The sequence below is a fragment of the Aeromonas sp. FDAARGOS 1414 genome (assembly GCF_019047065.1).
GTDB classification, from domain to species: Bacteria; Pseudomonadota; Gammaproteobacteria; order Enterobacterales; family Aeromonadaceae; genus Aeromonas; species Aeromonas veronii_A.
In genome coordinates this window covers 1,691,542-1,708,889 of record NZ_CP077210.1, presented here as the reverse complement: position 1 = coordinate 1,708,889, position 17,348 = coordinate 1,691,542, and the positions used below count along the sequence as shown (strand labels likewise).

Here is a 17,348-nt window from a genome sequence, read left to right as displayed (position 1 = left end):
AACACGCAGAGGCTGCGCGGCAAAAAGGGGAGGGCAGAGGGTTGCGCGGTGCCGGTTAAGTTGTGATATTGAGGCATCTTTAGTACAGAAGGGTAATAACGATGGAAGCTGCGTTTTGGCATCAACGTTGGGAAGAGAACCGGATTGGCTTTCATCAGGCGGACTTCAACCACTGGCTGCAATCCTGGTGGTCGGCCCAGCAAGCGGACGAGCCGGTGCTGGTTCCCCTGTGCGGCAAGTCCCGCGACATGCTCTGGCTGAGCGCTCAGGGCCATCCGGTCGACGGTTTCGAGCTATCGAGCCTTGCCGTCAGCCAGTTCTTCAGTGAAAACCAGCTCGCCGATACCGTCAGCGAAGTGGGCCCTTATCAGTGCCATCAAGTGGACAGCCTGCGCATTTTTCAGGGGGATTTTTTCGCTGCCCCCAGTCTGGGTCGCCGTTACCGGCTGGTCTATGACCGCGCGGCGCTGATCGCCCTGCCGACCGCGATGCGCCGCCAGTATGCTGCCCTGATCAGTTCGCTGGTCGAGACCGGTGGCCAGATCCTGCTGGTAACCCTCGAATATCAGCCGGAGCAGCAGAGTCAGCCCCCCTTCTCGGTGGGAGAGATGGAGGTACGGGCCCTGTTTGAGCGCGATTTTCGTATCGAGGTGCTGGGGCGCGCCGCCGAGGTGGATCACCCGCGGGTGTTGTCGGGCCAGCTCTCCTACTTCGATGAGGTGGCCTACCGGCTGGTTCGCCGGGGTTAACGGGCAGCTAACGGGCGGCCAAAGAGTGATCTGCGCCGACAAATCATCAGGCTACGCGCTCTTCGCTACCTCCTTTGACGTAGATCAACGTGATTGGCGGGGGGAGTGCCTAATATGAGGCTGTTTCTCAATCACTGTTGGCATTGCAAAGCGAGTATCGGGTCTTTCCCGCTTGCTGATCAGCAACTCAGTGTCTGATTTTCACGCTCATGTTCACTTTTGGCGGCTTTGGTCGCAATTGTTATGGTTTTTCCAGCCGACCCTGATGGGTCGGCTTTTTATTGCCTGCGATTTGCCGTGGGAAGGAAAAACGGGGGATGTCGAGGCCTGATCAGGCTTCGAAGGTGGCGGCATTGAGCCGAAATGCCCGCGGGTCGTCGATAAACTGGCCGGTGATCCGCTCGTCATGTTCGTGCCCCTGACCATAGCTGCAGAGGATCAGCCGATCGGAGGTGCGCGAACGCAGTTGGGTGATAAAGCGCACCAGATCGGCGCGGCTCAACTTGCCCACCTCGTCGCAGACCCGTTCCCGCTGATCAAACCCCAGATCCTTGTTGCCGATGCTGACCCACAACCGCTGGCCGCGACTGCGCAGGTTGGCATCCCGCTCGCTCAGCTGGGCTTGCAGCCCCGCCTTGCTCTCTTGCCACTGTTGCTCGGTAAATTCGAGCATGGCGAGCGGGAAGAGGTCGATAAACTCCTCCACCGCATCGAGCAGGATCTGCGGCCCCGCCACCGGCGACTGGATATAGAAGATCAGCCCCGGGTGGCGATTGAGGGGCAGGTTACCGGCGCCCACCACATACCCCAGTTGCTGACGGGTACGCAGCTCGTGAAAGAAGGTGGAGGACATGATGTGGTTCGCCAAAGTGAAGCAGGCGAGATCCCGCGCTCGGGTGGTGCGAGACTGGTAGTAGACCAGCAGTGCCGAGTCTTCGTGATCGCAACCCTGCTCGCGAATAAGGGTGCCTCTGTCTTGAATGGAGATGAGCGGACGACGGGTCTCGCCGCTCGGCTTGCTGCTGGTGCCATTGATGTCGCTCAGGTGGCGCTCCATCAGGGCGGCCAGCTCCAGCGCCTCGGCGGCAGTCCAGTCGCCATGCACCAGCGCCTCGACATGCACCTCGCCAAACAGCTGGGCCACGAAGCCGGGCATCTCCTCCAGCTCGACGGTGCGCAGGTGGCGCAGCAACTGCTCGAACGGCGGGTTGTTCGGTTGCAGCAAACTGGTGAGCTGGTTAAAGAGCTGGGAAATGGGGCGCGCCTTGGACTGGTTATCCCAGTTGCGAATGAGCTGCTCCTTGATCTCGGCGAAGCGACCCGGATCCGGATACCCCAGGGTGCGGTTGCCGAGGATCATGTCGAGCAACAGCGGCTGCTTGTCGGCAAAGCCGCTCAGGTTGATGGTAAAGCCCCCCTGATGGGCATAGATCTGGTAGCCCAGCCCCGCCAGCTCCGCCGGATAGGTGAGGGCGTTGAGGTGGTCGGCCAACAGCTCCACGGCGAGGCGCGCCATGGCGATATTGCGCGGATTTTTTACCGCATGTTCGCTGTCGATGGAGATGTAGAGATTGCCCTTGGGCACGCTGAACAGGTGCTCATGGAGGTGCCAGAGGCGAAAACCGGGGCGATCGATAAGGCAGGCGGGCATGTCGGCGGCAAGCTCGGGCGTGCGCGGATCGAGCCTACTGCTGATAAAGGGGTTGGGCTTGGGTAGCGCCAGCGCCGGATCCGGCTCGCTTTGCTGCCAGCAAATTTTCTCGGCCTCGGTAATGGTCGTCACGCTGTAGGGGGTCTGATACCAGCGGGCCAGCCGATCGGTCGCCACTTCCGGCGCAGTGATGGTGATACGCAAATTGTGCGGGGTGAGCTTGGCGAGGAAGCGGCGGATCAGCCCCTCGTCATATTCGCGCATCATGTAGTCGCCGTAGAGCAGATCCTCTGGTTTGTAGCTAAAGAGGTTGAGCACCAGCCCTGACACCGTATCGAGGGGGCGGCCGCGCTCCTGAAAGCGGAACGCCGATTCGAGCACGGTCCGTTTTTCGTCGTAGCGCCAGCTCTGCAGCCCTTCGCGGCCAATCAGTTTCAGATAGCCAAACAGGGCGGCGAGGATGTCGTCCACATGCTCAAGGCCCAGAGGGGTGAGGCCAAAGTTGACGCCAAAATCCTTGAAGTTGGCGCCGCTGATGCCACCACCTGCCGAGAGCTGGTTGACCCAGCCTTTCGCCTTGAGCAGGGAGAGCAGGCTGCCATCTCCCTCATAACCAATCAGATGGCTCAGGAAGGTGAGGGGCTTTTTGTCGTAAAACTCGTCCACATTGGGCAGGGGGAAGCAGAGCGACAGCTTGCGGGTCTCCTTGACCGGATTGATGTGGATGCGCACGCCGAGATCATCGAGCCGATAGAGCGGCATGGTGAGAGTCGGGGTTCCCAAATTGCGATTCAAAATGGGAGCAAAATAGCGACAGCACCACTGCAACTGGGTATCGATGGATTCCGGCGAGATCATCACCAGAGCCATGCGATCCGCACTGTAGTGGCTTTCGTAAAAACGGATAAGGTCGGAGCGCAGATCCCGTCCCGGCAGATCGGCCAGGGTATCGAGGTTGCCCACCGAGAACTTGGAGAAGGGGTGCGCCGGGTTGACCGTCTCTTTATGCACCTGATAGCTGCGGCGCATGTCGTCCTGCAGCTTGAGGCGATACTCGGAGTCGACCGCGTTGCGCTCCTTTTCCACCCACTCCGGATCAAAGGTGGGGCAGATAAAGAACTGGGAGAAGCGATCCAGCCCTGCTTCGAAGAAGCCGTTGTCGATCTCGAAGAAGAAGTTGGTGAACTCGGTGCCGGTCCAGGCGTTGTTGCTGCCGCCATGACGGCTCATAAATTGCTGGTACTCACCAGGCTTGGGGTAGGTGCAGGTGCCGAGAAACAGCATGTGCTCCAGAAAATGGGCCATTCCCTGCCGGTCAGCGGGATCGTCAAAATGGCCGGTATTGACCGCCAGTGAGGCGGCGGATTTGTCGGTGTCGGGATCACAAATCAACAAGACCCTGAGCCGGTTGGCCAGCTCCAGAAAATGGTATTGCCGATGGTCATTGGGACTGGCATATGGGCTCATTGGCGTGTGACTCACGTTGGATTTATTTGAATTTAAACATGATTATCGACCCCGCTATACCGTCAGGCAAACCCTTTTCTGAGAGGTAGCGCAATTGTTTCCACACCCGTGGCGGGGTAAGATCCCCCGGCTATCAAAACAGGCCCGTTGGGCGAGGTTGTAATGAAGATCTATATCATGCGTCATGGCCAGGCTGGCATGAATGCGAAAACAGATGAACAGCGTCCATTGACCGAGCAGGGTATTGAAGAGTCTATCCAGATGGCCCGCTGGCTGGCGCCTCAGCTGATTGGCCCGCTGGATCGGGTGATCCACAGCAACTATCTGCGGGCACGCCAGACCTGGCAAGCCATATGCAGTGAATTGCCTGACGCAGCAGCCGTTGAAGAGAGTGGCGACATTACCCCTTACGGTGATCCCGCTTTCGTGGCCAGCTACCTTACCACTTTGGCTGAACAACATGACCAGATCCTGATGGTCAGCCATCTGCCGCTAGTGGGTTATCTGGTGCAAAGCCTCTGTCCGGCCGCAGGAGCACCCATGTTTGCCACCTCGGGGATCGCCTGTATCGAGTGGCACGATGGCAAAGGAGCCTTGCTCTGGCTCGAAGGGCCGCATACAATAGGCTAAAAGTTAATAAAAAGTTATAGATTGAATTTTTTGGGAAGAGATGGGCGAGTTTTCCGGATTTTTATAAATATTTTACGGAATTAATTCGCAGAAGCTGCTGTCATACGGATACAACTGCAAGAGGTTGCAAACGATGAGAGTGTTCAAGAAGTACCTGCCACTGATGGTGGCAAAGCATGTCAAAACCTTCTTTAAAGGTCGGATTTACATTCATGGTCGGGGGCGGTTTGATTTCCAATCCGGTTTGTTGCTGATGCCGAATCCGGCGGATATTCCCCATCGCCAGACAGTCACCGAGGTCAACGAGCTGATCTCCAGACTGCACATGGATGCCGCGTGATGCGCTTCTGAACCTGTTTCTGCACTGATATGCCCGCACTTTTGCGGGCATATTTGTTTCTAGCTACTGGCGTTCACCATGTGGCTGTTCAGGCCCACACCTTTGTTTATCTTCCATCGCCCCCTATACTGACCCGCTGTTGTCTCTTCGGTCTGGATCCTCTCATGCCCTTTGCCTTTCTGTTTCCCTTCTCCTGCATTGCCATCTGGGCTGGCAATGGCATCGTCAGCAAACTGGCGGTTGGTGTGTTGTCCCCGGCAGCCTTGGCCTGGTCGCGCTGGGTGGTGGCTGCGCTGGTATTAAGCCCGTTTCTGGCCCGTCGAGTATGGCGTGCGCGTGCCCGCATTCGTGCCGGCCTTTGGCAGATCGCCATGCTGGCCTCGCTGGGCATGGTGCTTAATCAGACCTTTGGGTACTACGCCGCACAGACCATGGGGGCCACCGAGATGGGATTGATGATGGGGCTGACGCCACTGTTGACCGTGTTACTCAGCATCTGGCTGCTGCGTGAGCGGCCCACCTGGGGCGCCGTGCTGGGGGCGCTGCTCTCCATCTTTGGCTTGTCTATCTTGCTGGGGCAGGGGGATCCGACCCGACTGTTTACCCAGGGTATTCATATCGGCTCTGTCTACATGCTGCTCTCGGCGGGCACTTATGCCCTTTATAGCGTGCTGCTCAAGAAGTGGGATTTGGGGCTCGACAACTGGTCGCTGCTCTACGGTCAGGTGCTCTGCAGTGTGCTGATCCTGACCCCCTTCTTTCTGCTGGTGGATGGTCAGCTGCCAGAGGGGCGTGCGATCTGGCTGATCTTCTATGCGGGGATCCCCGCGTCGGCCCTCTGTCCCTGGCTCTGGATGCAGGGGATCACCCTGCTTGGTGCCAATCGTACCGCCATCTTTATGAATCTGCTGCCAGTGATGACGGCTGGCCTTGCCATCACCCTGCTGGGAGAGCGGCTGACCAGCTATCACCTGATCGGGGGCGGTCTGACTCTGCTGGGGGTTTTGCTGGCTCAGTTGCTGGTGCGTCCGGTGGTGATAGGTCGTCGCCGGGAGGTGTTGGCTCCTTGTCCCGAAGAGTAATCTTGCGTGAAAGCGTAGATGGGCCCAATGGCCCGCTTGGCCGCCAATGAAAAGCGCCTGCAGCAATGCCGGCGCTTTTTTATGGTCACATCTTGCCGAGCCGGTTACTGGGCAACCAGATAGAGCTCCTTGCTGTAGACCACATCCTGCGGGTTAAGGTGGGGATAGCCTTTCACGAAAGGTTTGAGCAACCTTGATTTGACCGAGAAATAGATGGGGGCGATGGGGGCATCCGCATCAATGAGCGCCTCTGCCTGCTGATACAGGGCATTGCGTTCAGCGGGATCCAGCGAGTCGTGGGCCTTGGCCAGCAGGGCGTCGTACTCCTTGTTGAACCACTTGCCGCTGTTGGCGCTGCTGCTGGAGGTCATGATGTCGAGAAAGGTGGAGGCGTCGTTATAATCCCCGTTCCAGCCATAGCGGCTAACCCCGAAATCCCCCTCGTTCAGCGCCGAGACCATGGTCTTCCACTCCATGTTGTTGAGGGTGGCAGTGACCCCTAGGTTGTGTTTCCACATGGAGGAGACGGCCAGCGCAATCTTTTTGTGGCTCTCGTTGGTGTTGTAGAGAATGTCCACTGTGAGTGGCTTGTCCGGGCCATAGCCCGCTTCGGCCAACAGGGCTTTGGCTTGCTTGATCCGCTCCTCTTTGCTCTGCAGCTGGCTGGCCGGTTTTTTCAATTCAAAACCGTCCACAATGGGGGGCGTGAAGCTATATGCGGCAATTTGTCCCTGTCCCAGGATCTTGTCGGTGATGGTCTCCCGGTCGATGGCGAGCGAAAGCGCCTTGCGTACTTTCGGGTCATCGAACGGTTTGCGCTGGGTATTGAAGACATAGTAATAGCTGGCCAGCGTGGGGACGCTGACCAGTTCTTCCGGGCTCTTGCTCTTGAGCTGCTTGTACTGCTCCAACGGATAAGTGGTGTAGTGCAGTTCACCGGTGCGATAGCGGTTGTAGGCGGCGGTTTCGGAGACGATCTCCAGATAGATCACCTTGTTCAGGACGGTGTGCTGGTTGTTCCAGTAGTGGGTATTGCGCTCGGCACTTAGCCGCTCGTTGGGGGTCCACTCCTTGAGTACAAAGGCACCGTTGGAGACGATATTGCCCGGTTTGACCCAATCCTTGCCGAATTTTTCAATGGTGTCTTTGGGGGCCGGGAACGTGGTGTAGTGGGCCAGCGTCTTCAGGAAGAAGGGGACCGGATTTTTCAGGGTGACCTGCAGGGTGTGGTCATCGAGCGCTTTGATCCCGAGCTCTGACGGGCTCTTCTTGCCCTGGGTCACCTCCCTTGCATTGACCACACCGGTCAACTCGATAAACCAGGCGTAGTTGGAGGCAGTCTTGGGATCGGCCGCCCGTTGCCAGCCGTAGACATAATCGGCGGCGGTGACCGGTTCACCGTTTGACCACTTGGCCTCGGGCCTCAGTTTGAAGGTGTAGACGGTACCTGTCTTGTCGACCTCGTAGCTGATGGCACCTGCTGGCTTGATCTTGCCGGTATTATCCAGCTCGTAGAGCCCTTCAAACAGATCGTTGACGATGGCACTACCGGCGGTCTCTTCTACCAGCTGGGGGTCGATGGTGGTAGGTTCGGTGCCGATATTGGTCACGTAGATTTGTTGGGCATCCGGCAGCAGCTTGGTACCGGCAGGCACCTGGGCAGCCCAGGCGGGAAGGGCAAACAGTCCGGCTACCATGCCGGCAATGAGAGTCTTGTTCATTGATAATCCTTGAGTTTTATTTGCTTCCAAAGCGAAATCAGTGTGCTGGATTGGCGATCGGATCTCAAGAGGCAATGGCTGAGGTAATGGCAGGCCCATCAGACTCCATTTTTAATGGCTCAAGGCCAGTCAGCTCATGGCTTGTCGCAGGTTATTGCCACGAATTAAGGGTCCGAAAGTTATCGATTGAAACCGAATAAAACGCGCCTTTTACCATAACGTGAGGCGAAATAGCCTATTTAATAGGCCGCTTAATTCGCTGCAAAAACAAAAAACAGACGTTACATTAGGTTACAAATCAAGGCCGCCGGTGATCGGCATTTTTTTTGCCGACGCCTGCAAACGTTTTCAATGCCAACGGATGCGATCTAAAGGAACAAAAATGCGAAACATGATCACCATGGGTGAGTTCATCGTCAAAAAGCAGGCGGATTATCCTACCGCGACCGGCGAGCTGACCTCGTTGCTCAGCTCGATTCGCCTTGCTGCCAAGGTGGTGAACCGGGAGATCAACAAGGCGGGACTGGCGGATATCATCGGTTCCATGGGCGCTGAAAACGTACAGGGCGAGGTGCAGCAGAAGCTGGATGTCTACGCCAACGAACGCTTCAAGGCGGCGCTGGAAGCGCGCGGCGAGGTGTGCGGCATGGCCTCGGAAGAAGAAGAGGACTTCGTGGCCTTTGACTCGCCACTCTCCAAAAACTCCAAGTATGTGGTGCTGATCGACCCGCTCGATGGCTCCTCCAATATCGACGTCAACGTCTCGGTCGGGACCATCTTCTCCATCTACCGCCGTTTGAGCCCGCAAGGTTCGCCGGTGACCCTGGAGGACTTCCTGCAACCGGGCAACCGTCAGGTCGCCGCCGGTTATGTGGTCTACGGCTCCTCCACCATGCTGGTCTACACTACCGGCTTTGGCGTCAACGGCTTTACCTACGACCCCTCCATCGGCTGCTTCTGTCTCTCCCACGAGAACATCCGCATTCCGGAAGAGGGCAAGATCTACTCCATCAACGAGGGCAACTACATCAAGTTCCCGGACGGGGTGAAGAAGTACCTCAAATATTGCCAGGAGCGCGACGAAGCGACCCACAGACCCTACACCTCCCGCTATATCGGCTCCCTGGTCTCTGATTTCCATCGCAACCTGCTCAAGGGCGGTATCTACATCTATCCGTCCGGCACTAATTCCCCGAACGGCAAGCTGCGCCTGCTCTATGAGTGCAACCCGATGGCGTTTCTGGTGGAGCAGGCTGGTGGCAAGGCCTCCGACGGCTTTGGCCGCATCATGGATATCCAGCCCACCGCGCTGCACCAGCGTACCCCTTACTTTGTTGGCTCGACCAAGATGGTGGAGCGCGCCGAGGCCTTTATGCGCGAGTTCTCCGCCCATGAGGATCCTGCCAACCAGGGCTGATAGTACGCAGTAGTCAGATAGCAAATAAAAAACGGGAGCCGATATGGCTCCCGTTTTAGTTGGCGTTATCTCTCTGGCTCGCCGCCAGCACTGCAAATGCTTACAGGCTGTTGTTGGCCAGATCAGCCAGCAAGCCATCCACCAGTTTCAGGCGCATGGCGCGCTCCTGGGTTGGCATCTGGAAACGCAGCCGGGTCGGCCCGTCCATCTTGTAGACTCGTGGCTGGCTGGAGAGCAGCTTGACCAGATAGGCCGGATTGACCTTGGTCTCCTGGGTGAAGTCGAGATAGCCGCCGCGCTCGCTCATCTCCACCCGGCGAATGCCAAGGGCGGTGGCACGCTGACGGAAGGCAGCCAGCTCCAGCAGGGTTTTGGTTGCCTCCGGCAAGAGGCCGAAGCGGTCGATCAGCTCCACTTTCAGCTCGCGCAGCTCCTGCTCATCCGCCGCACTGGCGATCCGCTTGTACATGGAGAGGCGCATATTGACGTCCGGGATGTAGTCATCCGGCAGCAGCGCAGGCAGGCGCAGCTCTACCTCGGTGTGCTGGCTCATCAGCTGCTCGAGCGACGGCTCCTTGCCATTTTTCAGCGCCTCGACCGCCTGCTCCAGCATCTCCATATAGAGGGTGAAGCCGACCGATTCAATCTGGCCGCTCTGATCGTCGCCGAGCAGTTCGCCCGCGCCACGGATCTCCAGATCGTGGGTCGCCAGCGCAAAACCGGCGCCGAGATCTTCAAGCGAGGCGATCGCCTCCAGCCGCTTGGCCGCATCCTTGGTCATCAGCTTGGGATGGGGGGTGAGCAGGTAGGCATAGGCCTGATGATGAGAGCGGCCAACCCGGCCACGCAGCTGGTGCAGCTGGGCCAGACCGAGATGATCCGCCCGATCCATGATGATGGTGTTGGCGCTCGGTACGTCGATACCGGTCTCGATAATGGTGGTGCAGACCAGCAGGTTGAAGCGCTGGTGGTAGAAGTCGGACATGATCCGCTCAAGGTCGCGCTCGCGCATCTGGCCGTGGGCGATGCCGATGCGGGCCTCGGGTACCAGCTCCGTCAGGTCGGCGGCGCACTTCTCGATGCTCTCCACGTCGTTGTGCAGGTAGTAGACCTGGCCGCCACGCTTGAGTTCCCGCAGTACCGCCTCGCGCACCACCGCCGGTTCGTGCTGGCGCACGAAGGTTTTTATGGCGAGTCGCTTGGCGGGTGGAGTCGCGATGATGGAGAGATCCCGCATGCCGGACATCGCCATATTGAGGGTGCGCGGAATAGGGGTGGCGGTGAGGGTGAGGATATCCACATCGGCCCGCAGTGCCTTGATCTTCTCCTTTTGGCGCACCCCGAATCTGTGCTCCTCATCGACGATGAGCAGCCCCAGATCCTTGAAAGTGAGCTCGGAGCCGAGCAGCTTGTGGGTGCCGATGATGATATCCACCTTGCCTTCGGCCAATTCCTTCATCACAGCGCTCTGCTCCTTGGCGGAGCGGAAGCGGCTCAGCACCTCGACCCGCACCGGCCAGTTGGCAAAGCGGTCGCGGAAGTTGTCGTAGTGCTGTTGCGCCAGCAGGGTGGTGGGCACCAGCACGGCAACCTGCTTGCCGCCGTGGACGGCCACAAACGCCGCCCGCATCGCCACTTCGGTCTTGCCGAAACCCACATCGCCACACACCAGTCGGTCCATGCTCTTGGCCTGACACATGTCCCCCAACACCGCATTGATGGCGTTGAGCTGATCGTCGGTCTCCTCGAACGGGAAGCTGGCGGCAAACTGGCGATAGGCCTCTTTGTCGTGCTTGAAGGCAAAACCGGCGCGAGCGGCGCGATGAGCGTAGACATCGAGCAACTCGGCTGCCACGTCGCGCACCTTCTCCGCCGCCTTGCGCCGCGCCTTGCTCCAGGCTTCGCCGCCGAGCTTGTGGCTGGGCGGGTTATCAGAGCCGGTGTAGCGGCTGATAAGGTGCAAACTGGTGACCGGCACGAACAGCTTGTCGCCGCCGGCATATTCGAGAGTCAAAAACTCGGTGGGCAGACCACCGGCGTCGATGGTTTCGAGCCCCAGATAGCGGCCGACCCCGTGATCCAGATGGACCACCGGCTGGCCCTGGGTCAGCTCGCCCAGGTTTCTGATCACTGCATCGGAGCTTAAGTTTTTGCTCTTCTCCCGCGCTCGCTTGCTGCGCACCTTGCCGCCCAGCAGCTCGGTCTCGGTGATCAGCGCCAGTGGATCCTGACCGACCTCCTGCCACAGGAAGCCACGCTCAAGGGGTGCAACCAGCAAGCCGTGTCGATCCGGGCTCGCCATAAAGGCGTCAAGGGAGGGGAACTCCTTGGGTTGCAGCGAGATACGCGCCAGCAGATCGCCGAGCACCTCCCGCCGTCCTTCGGATTCCACCGCAAACAGGGTGCGCCCGGCAAAACCTTGCAGGAACTGGTTGAGCGCCAGCAGGGGTTGCTCCTTGCTGTGATCGAGTTGCAGATCCGGCAGCGCCTCGATGGGCAGATCGTGCTGACCGGCATCGCCCGCGGTGGCGGCCTCTTGCAGCCGCACCGCGCCATATTGGCCGAGGGCGGCAAAGAGCTGCTCCACCGGCAGATAGAGCTGGGCCGGGGGTAGCAGGGGGCGAGTGTTGTCCCAGCGTCTGTCTTCATAGCGCTGGCCGATATCGTTCCAGAAGCGCTGGGCGGCGGGGTAGATATCCCCCACGGTGAGCAGCAGGGTCTCTTCCGGCAGGTAGTCAAACAGGCTGGCGGTCTGGTTGAAGAAGAGAGGCAGATAGTATTCGATGCCGGCGGGCCAGCGCCCCTTGCTCACCTCCTGATAGACGGAGCCCTCTGCCCGCGACAGCTCGAACTGCTCGCGGAACTGGCCACGAAACAGCTCGATGGCCGCCTCGTCGGTGGGGTATTCCCGGGCGGGCAGCAGGCTGACCGTCTTGACCGGTTCGCTGGAGCGCTGGGTTTCGGGATCGAATGGGCGGATGGAGTCCACTTCATCGTCGAAGAAGTCGATGCGATAGGGGCTGCTACTGCCCATGGGGAAGAGATCGAGCAGGGAGCCGCGGGCGGCAAATTCGCCATGTTCCAGCACCTGATCCACCGCCACGTAACCCGCCTCGGCCAGGCGTCCGCGCAGCTGTTGCAGATTGAGGCGCTGGCCGGCCTTCACCATCAGGCTGTATTTGTCGAGATAGACCCGGGGGGCGCAGCGCAACATCAGGGTGGAGATGGGGACAATCAACACCCCCTTGCTCATCTGCGGCAGCTTGTAGAGAGTCTCGAGCCGCTGGGAGATGATGTCCTGATGGGGGGAGAAGGTGTCGTAGGGCAGGGTCTCCCAATCGGGGAACAGCAATACCGGCACGGACTGATCGGCTAGCTGCTTGTCTGTCAGCAAATACTGCAGCTCCTGCTCCAGGCGCAGGGCGCTCGGGGTATCGGCGGTGATAAGCAGTACCGGCCCCTTGGCTTCATTGGTGAGACGGGCTGCAATTAGCGAGAGGCTGCTGCCGACCAGTTGGCCGAGCGTGATCTTTTGGCCCGCTTTGGCGGGCAAGGCGGGGAGTGTCATTGGCATGGTTCGATTCTTTTAACGTTGACGTTATCTATCGCTGACGTTCGCTCTGGTTAGCGCTGACGCTCTTGGGCGCGCAGCTTGAGCTGCTTCGATTGCACGTGGAGGCTGGCACGAACCAGCAGTTCACGGTCATCTTCGCGGATCCGCACATAGTCGAGCTGCACATGGGTGCCATGTTCACCGCCGTCAAGCTGTTTGACCTGGCCATAGCAGTAGATGGCGGCCGCCTCTTCCCGCAGGAAGATCTTGAGGCGGACGATCTGGTGCAGGTGCGGCGCATCCCCGTGACCATGATAGGGGTGCAGGTAGGTGAGTTGACCAGCCCCGAAGCGCAGGGTGTGAAAGCGCTGCTCCGGATGGTCCTGCAGAGAGAGCACATAGCCCATGATCATGTCGATCTTGCGGGACTGCTGATTGACGATCTCGATCAGATCGTGCATCGACTCGTTCTGGTTGCGCAGCAGGCGAGTGGTCACCAGATCGATGGAGGTAATGGCCGAAGAGATCCGAAAGGGCTCCGGCAGCTCAGCGTCCAGCTCCTCCAGCGAGGGGAGATGGAAGTCGGCCGGCATGGGGATCACATTGACCGGCGTGGCATGAGTGACGCTGAAGAACTGTTCCTGCATGGAGGCTATCCCTTGTTGTCATGGACGGTTTCCCTTTATTATCCGGTATCTTATTTTGTTGGCAACGTACATATCCTTGAAGACCGGACTTTTTCAGCCCCTTTCGCTGGCCATCGGCCTGCGTTATGCAGGCTCGAAGCGCAGCAATCGCTTCGTCTCATTTATCTCCCTGTTCTCTACCTTTGGCATCGCCATCGGGGTCGCCGCCCTGATGGTGGTCATTTCGGTGATGAACGGTTTCGAAGGGCAGCTCAAAGGGCGCATCCTCGGGGTGATCCCCCATGTGGTGGTGACCAATCAGGCTGGCCGCATTGATGCCGACCCGCAAGGCTTGCCGGATCTGGCCAAATTACCCCATGTGGTCGCCTCGGCCCCCATGCTCGACAGCGAAGGGATGCTGCAAAGCCCTGGCCAACTGACCGGGGTGAGCGTGCAGGGGATCGACCCTGCTAAGTGGCCCAAGGATGACATCCTCCATAGCCAGATGCTGGGGGGGCGCCTCGATACTCTGCAGCCCGGCCACTACCGCATCGTGCTGGGGCAGGGGGTGGCACGCCGTCTCAATGTCTCCATCGGCGATCAGGTTCGCCTGATCCTGACCGAGGGGACCCGCTTCACTCCGTTTGGCCGGGTACCGGCCCAGCGCCTCTTTACTGTCTCCGGCATCTTCGGGGTCGGTGCCGATGTGGATAACCAGATTGCGCTGATCGCGCTGGGGGATGCCCAGCGGCTGCTGCGTCTGCCGACAGAAACCGTAGGTGGCATTCGCCTCTGGCTCGATGATCCCTTTGCGGCTGACGAAGTGATCAAGACGCCGCTGCCGGATGGCTTGCTATGGCAGGATTGGCGCCGCGAGCGGGGCGAGCTGTTCCAGGCGGTCGCCATGGAAAAACGGATGATGGGGCTGATGCTGGTGCTGATCATCGCCGTCGCTACTTTCAACATCCTCTCCGCGCTGGTGATGGTGGTGACGGACAAGGAGGGCGAAGTGGCCATCCTGCGCACCATGGGCATGAGTGAATCGGGGATCGTCAAAATCTTCATGGTGCTCGGCGCCTCCAGCGGGGTGATTGGCGCCCTGTTTGGCGGACTGGCGGGCCTGGCGCTCTCCTTGGGTCTCAACCCCCTGCTCAATGCGGTGGGGCTCAACCTCTATATGGCGGCGGGCGGCAGTGGCTTGCCGGTGATTGTCGAGCCGGCTCAGGTCATCACCATCTTGCTGGGCGCCGTGCTGCTGAGCTTCAGTGCCACCCTTTACCCGGCGGCACGCGCCGCACGGGTGAAACCGGCCGAGGCGCTGCGTTATGAGTAATGCCGTGAATAATGCATCTTCTGTTGTGACTGGTGCCCCCGTAGTTGCGGGTGCCAGCGTTGTTACCGAGGCAAGTGGAGCCCCTGTTATGAATGAAGCCGTATCCCGTGAACCTCTGCTGCGCTGCCAGGCGCTCAATCATGTCTATAAAGAGGGGGAGCTGGAGACTCAGGTGCTCAAGGGGATCGATCTCTGCGTTGCGCCCGGTGAAATGCTGGCGGTAGTGGGGAGCTCGGGCTCCGGCAAGACCACTCTGCTGCATCTGATGGGGGCGCTGGACAACCCCTCCAGCGGCGCCGTGCTGTTCAAAGGGGAGGATATCCACCATTGGGACAGCCGTACCCAAGCCCGTTTTCGCAACCGCGAGCTGGGCTTTGTCTACCAGTTCCATCACCTGCTCTCCGAGTTCAGTGCGCTGGAAAATGCGGCCATGCCGCTGCTGATCGCCGGTGAGTCGGTGGCGGTTGCCACCGAAAAGGCGACCAAAATGTTGGGTAGGGTAGGGCTCTCCCATCGCTTGAACCACCGTCCCTCCGAGCTTTCTGGTGGCGAACGTCAGCGGGTGGCGATCGCCCGGGCGCTGGTCAACGAACCGAGCTTGGTGCTGGCGGATGAGCCTACCGGCAATCTGGATCACGCCAGTGCCACCGCGGTGTACGAACTGCTGTGTGAACTGAATCGTGAACTGGGCACTGCGTTTGTGGTGGTGACTCACGACTTGAGCCTCGCGGCCAAGCTCCATCGCCGGGTGACCCTGGTGAGCGGCGTGATGGCGGAGGTTGCCTGATGTTCAAACCGCTGCCCCTCTTTCTGGGCCTGCGTTATAGCCGCTCCCGCCGTCGCAACGGGTTTATCGCCTTTATCTCTGCCTCTTCCCTGATCGGTATCGCCCTCGGGGTGATGGCGTTGATCCTGGGCCTCTCCGCCATGAACGGTTTCGAGCGGGAGCTCAAAGACAGGGTGCTCTCCGTGGTGCCGCAAGGTGAGCTGGACGCCGTCGAGCGGCCGTTGCCGGATTGGCCGCGTCTGCGTGACTACCTGCTGGCCCAGCCGGGCGTTGAGGCGGCTGCCCCGGTCATTCGCCTCAATGGCCTGCTGGAGCATGGCTCTGCCCTCAAGGGGGTACAACTGCGCGCTGTGTTACCCGATCTGGAAGCCAATCTGTCGGATGCAGGCAAATACATGACGGGCCGTGGTCTGCGTGAGCTGCAACCGGGTGAACGTGGGGTGATCTTGGGCAAGACTATTGCCGACAAGCTGGGGGTCAAGGTGGGGGACTCGGTCGCCCTGCTGCTGCCGCAAGGGGGCGATCAGGCGGGGATCAAGAATCCTCGGCGCGAAGCCCTGACCGTGGTGGGGCTGCTGGAGATCGGCGGTCAGCTCGACGGCCTACTCGGCTTTATGCATCTGGCCGATGCGCAAGCGATCACCGGCATGGGCAGCGATGTAGAGGGCTTCAGCCTGCGGGTGAACGATGTGCTTAATGCACAAAATATTACGATCGCCGCCGCGCAGCAGTTCCCCCATCACGTCTATATCCGCAGCTGGATGAACAGCCAGGGTTATCTCTATCAGGACATCCAGATGGTGCGTACCGTCATGTATGTGGTGATGCTGATGGTGGTGGCCGTCGCCTGCTTCAACATCGTCTCCACCTTGGTGATGGCGGTGAACGAGAAGCGCAGCGAGATCGCCATCCTGAAGACCATGGGGGCGAGCCCCGGTCAGATCCGGCTTACCTTCGTTATTCAGGGGATGGTCAACGGCGTGGCCGGTGCCCTGCTCGGTGCCCTGCTGGGCGGGCTGCTTTCGAGCAAGCTGACCCAGATCTTGAGCGTTGTCGAAAAGCTCATCGGCCACCGCTTCCTCAATCCGGATATCTACTTTATCGACTTCTTGCCGACCGAGTTGCATATGCAGGATCTGCTTATCGTGACGGGCGCCGCCATCCTGATGAGTCTGGTGGCGACCCTCTATCCCGCCTGGCGGGCGAGCGGTCTGGTACCTTCCCGCGAGCTGGGTCACTGATGCGCCGCATCTAATGCGCCATAAATAACGAAGGGCCCGCCGGTGCAAACCGGCGGGCCCTTCTGTTTTCAGGTCATGTAGACTGGCTTAGTGAGCGTTAAGCTCATCGAGTGGCAGGGAGAAGCTGGCTACGAAGGTGTCGATAAAGTAGCGCATCTCATCGCTCATCCGCGCTTCCAGCATGGCTTCGAGGCGTTTGCGAGCTGGTTCAAACTCCCGATTGCCGGCGTTGATCTCCTCCAGACACTTGGTATAGGCGCAGAGGGTATCGGCATCCTTGACCAGCCTGGCCAGCTCGCCATCTTGGGCTGCCGAATCGAGCAGCGGGCGAAAATCCTCTACCAGTTCCGGCGGCAGCATGCCAAGCAGCCGCTGTTCGGCGGCCAGTTCTATCTTCTTGTACTCGCGGGCGATCTCGGGATTGAAGTATTTGACCGGGGTGGGCAGATCGCCGGTCAGCACCTCACTGCTGTCGTGATAGAGGGCCATCACGGCGGCGCGGTCGGCATTCACGCTGCCGCCAAACAGCCGGTTTTTGATGATGCCGAGGGCATGGGCCACCATGGCCACCTGCAGGCTGTGCTCGGCAATGTTTTCCGGCTGGATGTTGCGCATCAGGGGCCAGCGATAGATGAGTTTCATGCGGGCGAGATTGGCGAAAAAGTGACTGGGTAACATGATGGCCTCAACAAAAGAGAATAGAAAAGGGCAGACCCTAGTCTGCCCTTTTTTTCGTTGCTGGGCAGCGTCT

General features: G+C 59.5%; 13 protein-coding genes. 8 read left to right on the top strand and 5 right to left on the bottom strand.

Translation table 11 applies throughout. The features are described 5' to 3' along the window. Window positions 1-101: 101 nt before the first annotated feature. Entirely contained in the window at window positions 102-749 is a 648-nt protein-coding gene (locus I6L44_RS07575) for a thiopurine S-methyltransferase (RefSeq protein WP_216953796.1), read from the top strand. Between the two features lie 331 nt (window positions 750-1,080). On the opposite strand, the gene I6L44_RS07570 is transcribed toward I6L44_RS07575, so the two are convergent. Then, window positions 1,081-3,867, bottom strand: coding sequence for an insulinase family protein (locus tag I6L44_RS07570; protein WP_216953794.1), 2,787 nt, complete (start codon window positions 3,865-3,867; stop codon window positions 1,081-1,083). Window positions 3,868-4,029: 162 nt separating this feature from the next. Between I6L44_RS07570 and sixA the strand changes: the two genes are divergently transcribed. From sixA to I6L44_RS07555, 3 genes are all read left to right on the top strand, one after another. Continuing rightward, entirely contained in the window at window positions 4,030-4,497 is a 468-nt protein-coding gene (gene sixA, locus I6L44_RS07565; protein ID WP_021230584.1) for a phosphohistidine phosphatase SixA, read from the top strand. 133 nt (window positions 4,498-4,630) lie between these two features. After that, window positions 4,631-4,837 (top strand): DUF1107 domain-containing protein, encoded by a 207-nt coding sequence (locus I6L44_RS07560; protein ID WP_005336998.1) that lies wholly within the window; start codon window positions 4,631-4,633, stop codon window positions 4,835-4,837. A gap of 164 nt (window positions 4,838-5,001) precedes the next feature. Continuing rightward, on the top strand, window positions 5,002-5,919 hold the full coding sequence (locus I6L44_RS07555; RefSeq protein ID WP_216953792.1) for a DMT family transporter: 918 nt from the start codon (window positions 5,002-5,004) through the stop codon (window positions 5,917-5,919). Between the two features lie 104 nt (window positions 5,920-6,023). On the opposite strand, the gene I6L44_RS07550 is transcribed toward I6L44_RS07555, so the two are convergent. Then, window positions 6,024-7,640, bottom strand: coding sequence for a peptide ABC transporter substrate-binding protein (locus I6L44_RS07550; protein ID WP_216953790.1), 1,617 nt, complete (start codon window positions 7,638-7,640; stop codon window positions 6,024-6,026). A gap of 382 nt (window positions 7,641-8,022) precedes the next feature. Here I6L44_RS07550 and fbp point away from each other — a divergent pair, with 382 nt between their 5' ends. Beyond that, complete coding sequence (gene fbp, locus I6L44_RS07545) at window positions 8,023-9,057, top strand: class 1 fructose-bisphosphatase (RefSeq protein ID WP_005336993.1); 1,035 nt, start codon at window positions 8,023-8,025, stop codon at window positions 9,055-9,057. Window positions 9,058-9,157: 100 nt separating this feature from the next. On the opposite strand, the gene mfd is transcribed toward fbp, so the two are convergent. Both mfd and I6L44_RS07535 read right to left on the bottom strand, forming a co-directional pair. After that, window positions 9,158-12,625, bottom strand: a complete 3,468-nt coding sequence (gene mfd / locus I6L44_RS07540; protein WP_216954384.1) for a transcription-repair coupling factor — start codon at window positions 12,623-12,625, stop codon at window positions 9,158-9,160. 56 nt (window positions 12,626-12,681) lie between these two features. Continuing rightward, window positions 12,682-13,257, bottom strand: coding sequence for a hypothetical protein (locus tag I6L44_RS07535; protein WP_064336238.1), 576 nt, complete (start codon window positions 13,255-13,257; stop codon window positions 12,682-12,684). A 76-nt stretch (window positions 13,258-13,333) separates the two neighbouring features. Between I6L44_RS07535 and I6L44_RS07530 the strand changes: the two genes are divergently transcribed. From I6L44_RS07530 to lolE, 3 genes are all read left to right on the top strand, one after another. Then, window positions 13,334-14,569, top strand: coding sequence for a lipoprotein-releasing ABC transporter permease subunit (locus tag I6L44_RS07530; RefSeq protein WP_216953788.1), 1,236 nt, complete (start codon window positions 13,334-13,336; stop codon window positions 14,567-14,569). A gap of 88 nt (window positions 14,570-14,657) precedes the next feature. Then, complete coding sequence (gene lolD, locus I6L44_RS07525) at window positions 14,658-15,356, top strand: lipoprotein-releasing ABC transporter ATP-binding protein LolD (protein WP_005336988.1); 699 nt, start codon at window positions 14,658-14,660, stop codon at window positions 15,354-15,356. Beyond that, window positions 15,356-16,597, top strand: a complete 1,242-nt coding sequence (gene lolE, locus I6L44_RS07520; protein ID WP_216953785.1) for a lipoprotein-releasing ABC transporter permease subunit LolE — start codon at window positions 15,356-15,358, stop codon at window positions 16,595-16,597. The genes lolD and lolE overlap by 1 nt, the downstream gene beginning before the upstream one ends. Before the next feature lie 87 nt (window positions 16,598-16,684). Here lolE and yfbR read toward each other — a convergent pair whose 3' ends face one another. After that, the gene (gene yfbR / locus I6L44_RS07515; RefSeq protein WP_042052862.1) at window positions 16,685-17,275 is read right to left on the bottom strand and encodes a 5'-deoxynucleotidase; all 591 of its coding nucleotides are present in this window, start codon (window positions 17,273-17,275) and stop codon (window positions 16,685-16,687) included. Window positions 17,276-17,348: the final 73 nt, after the last annotated feature.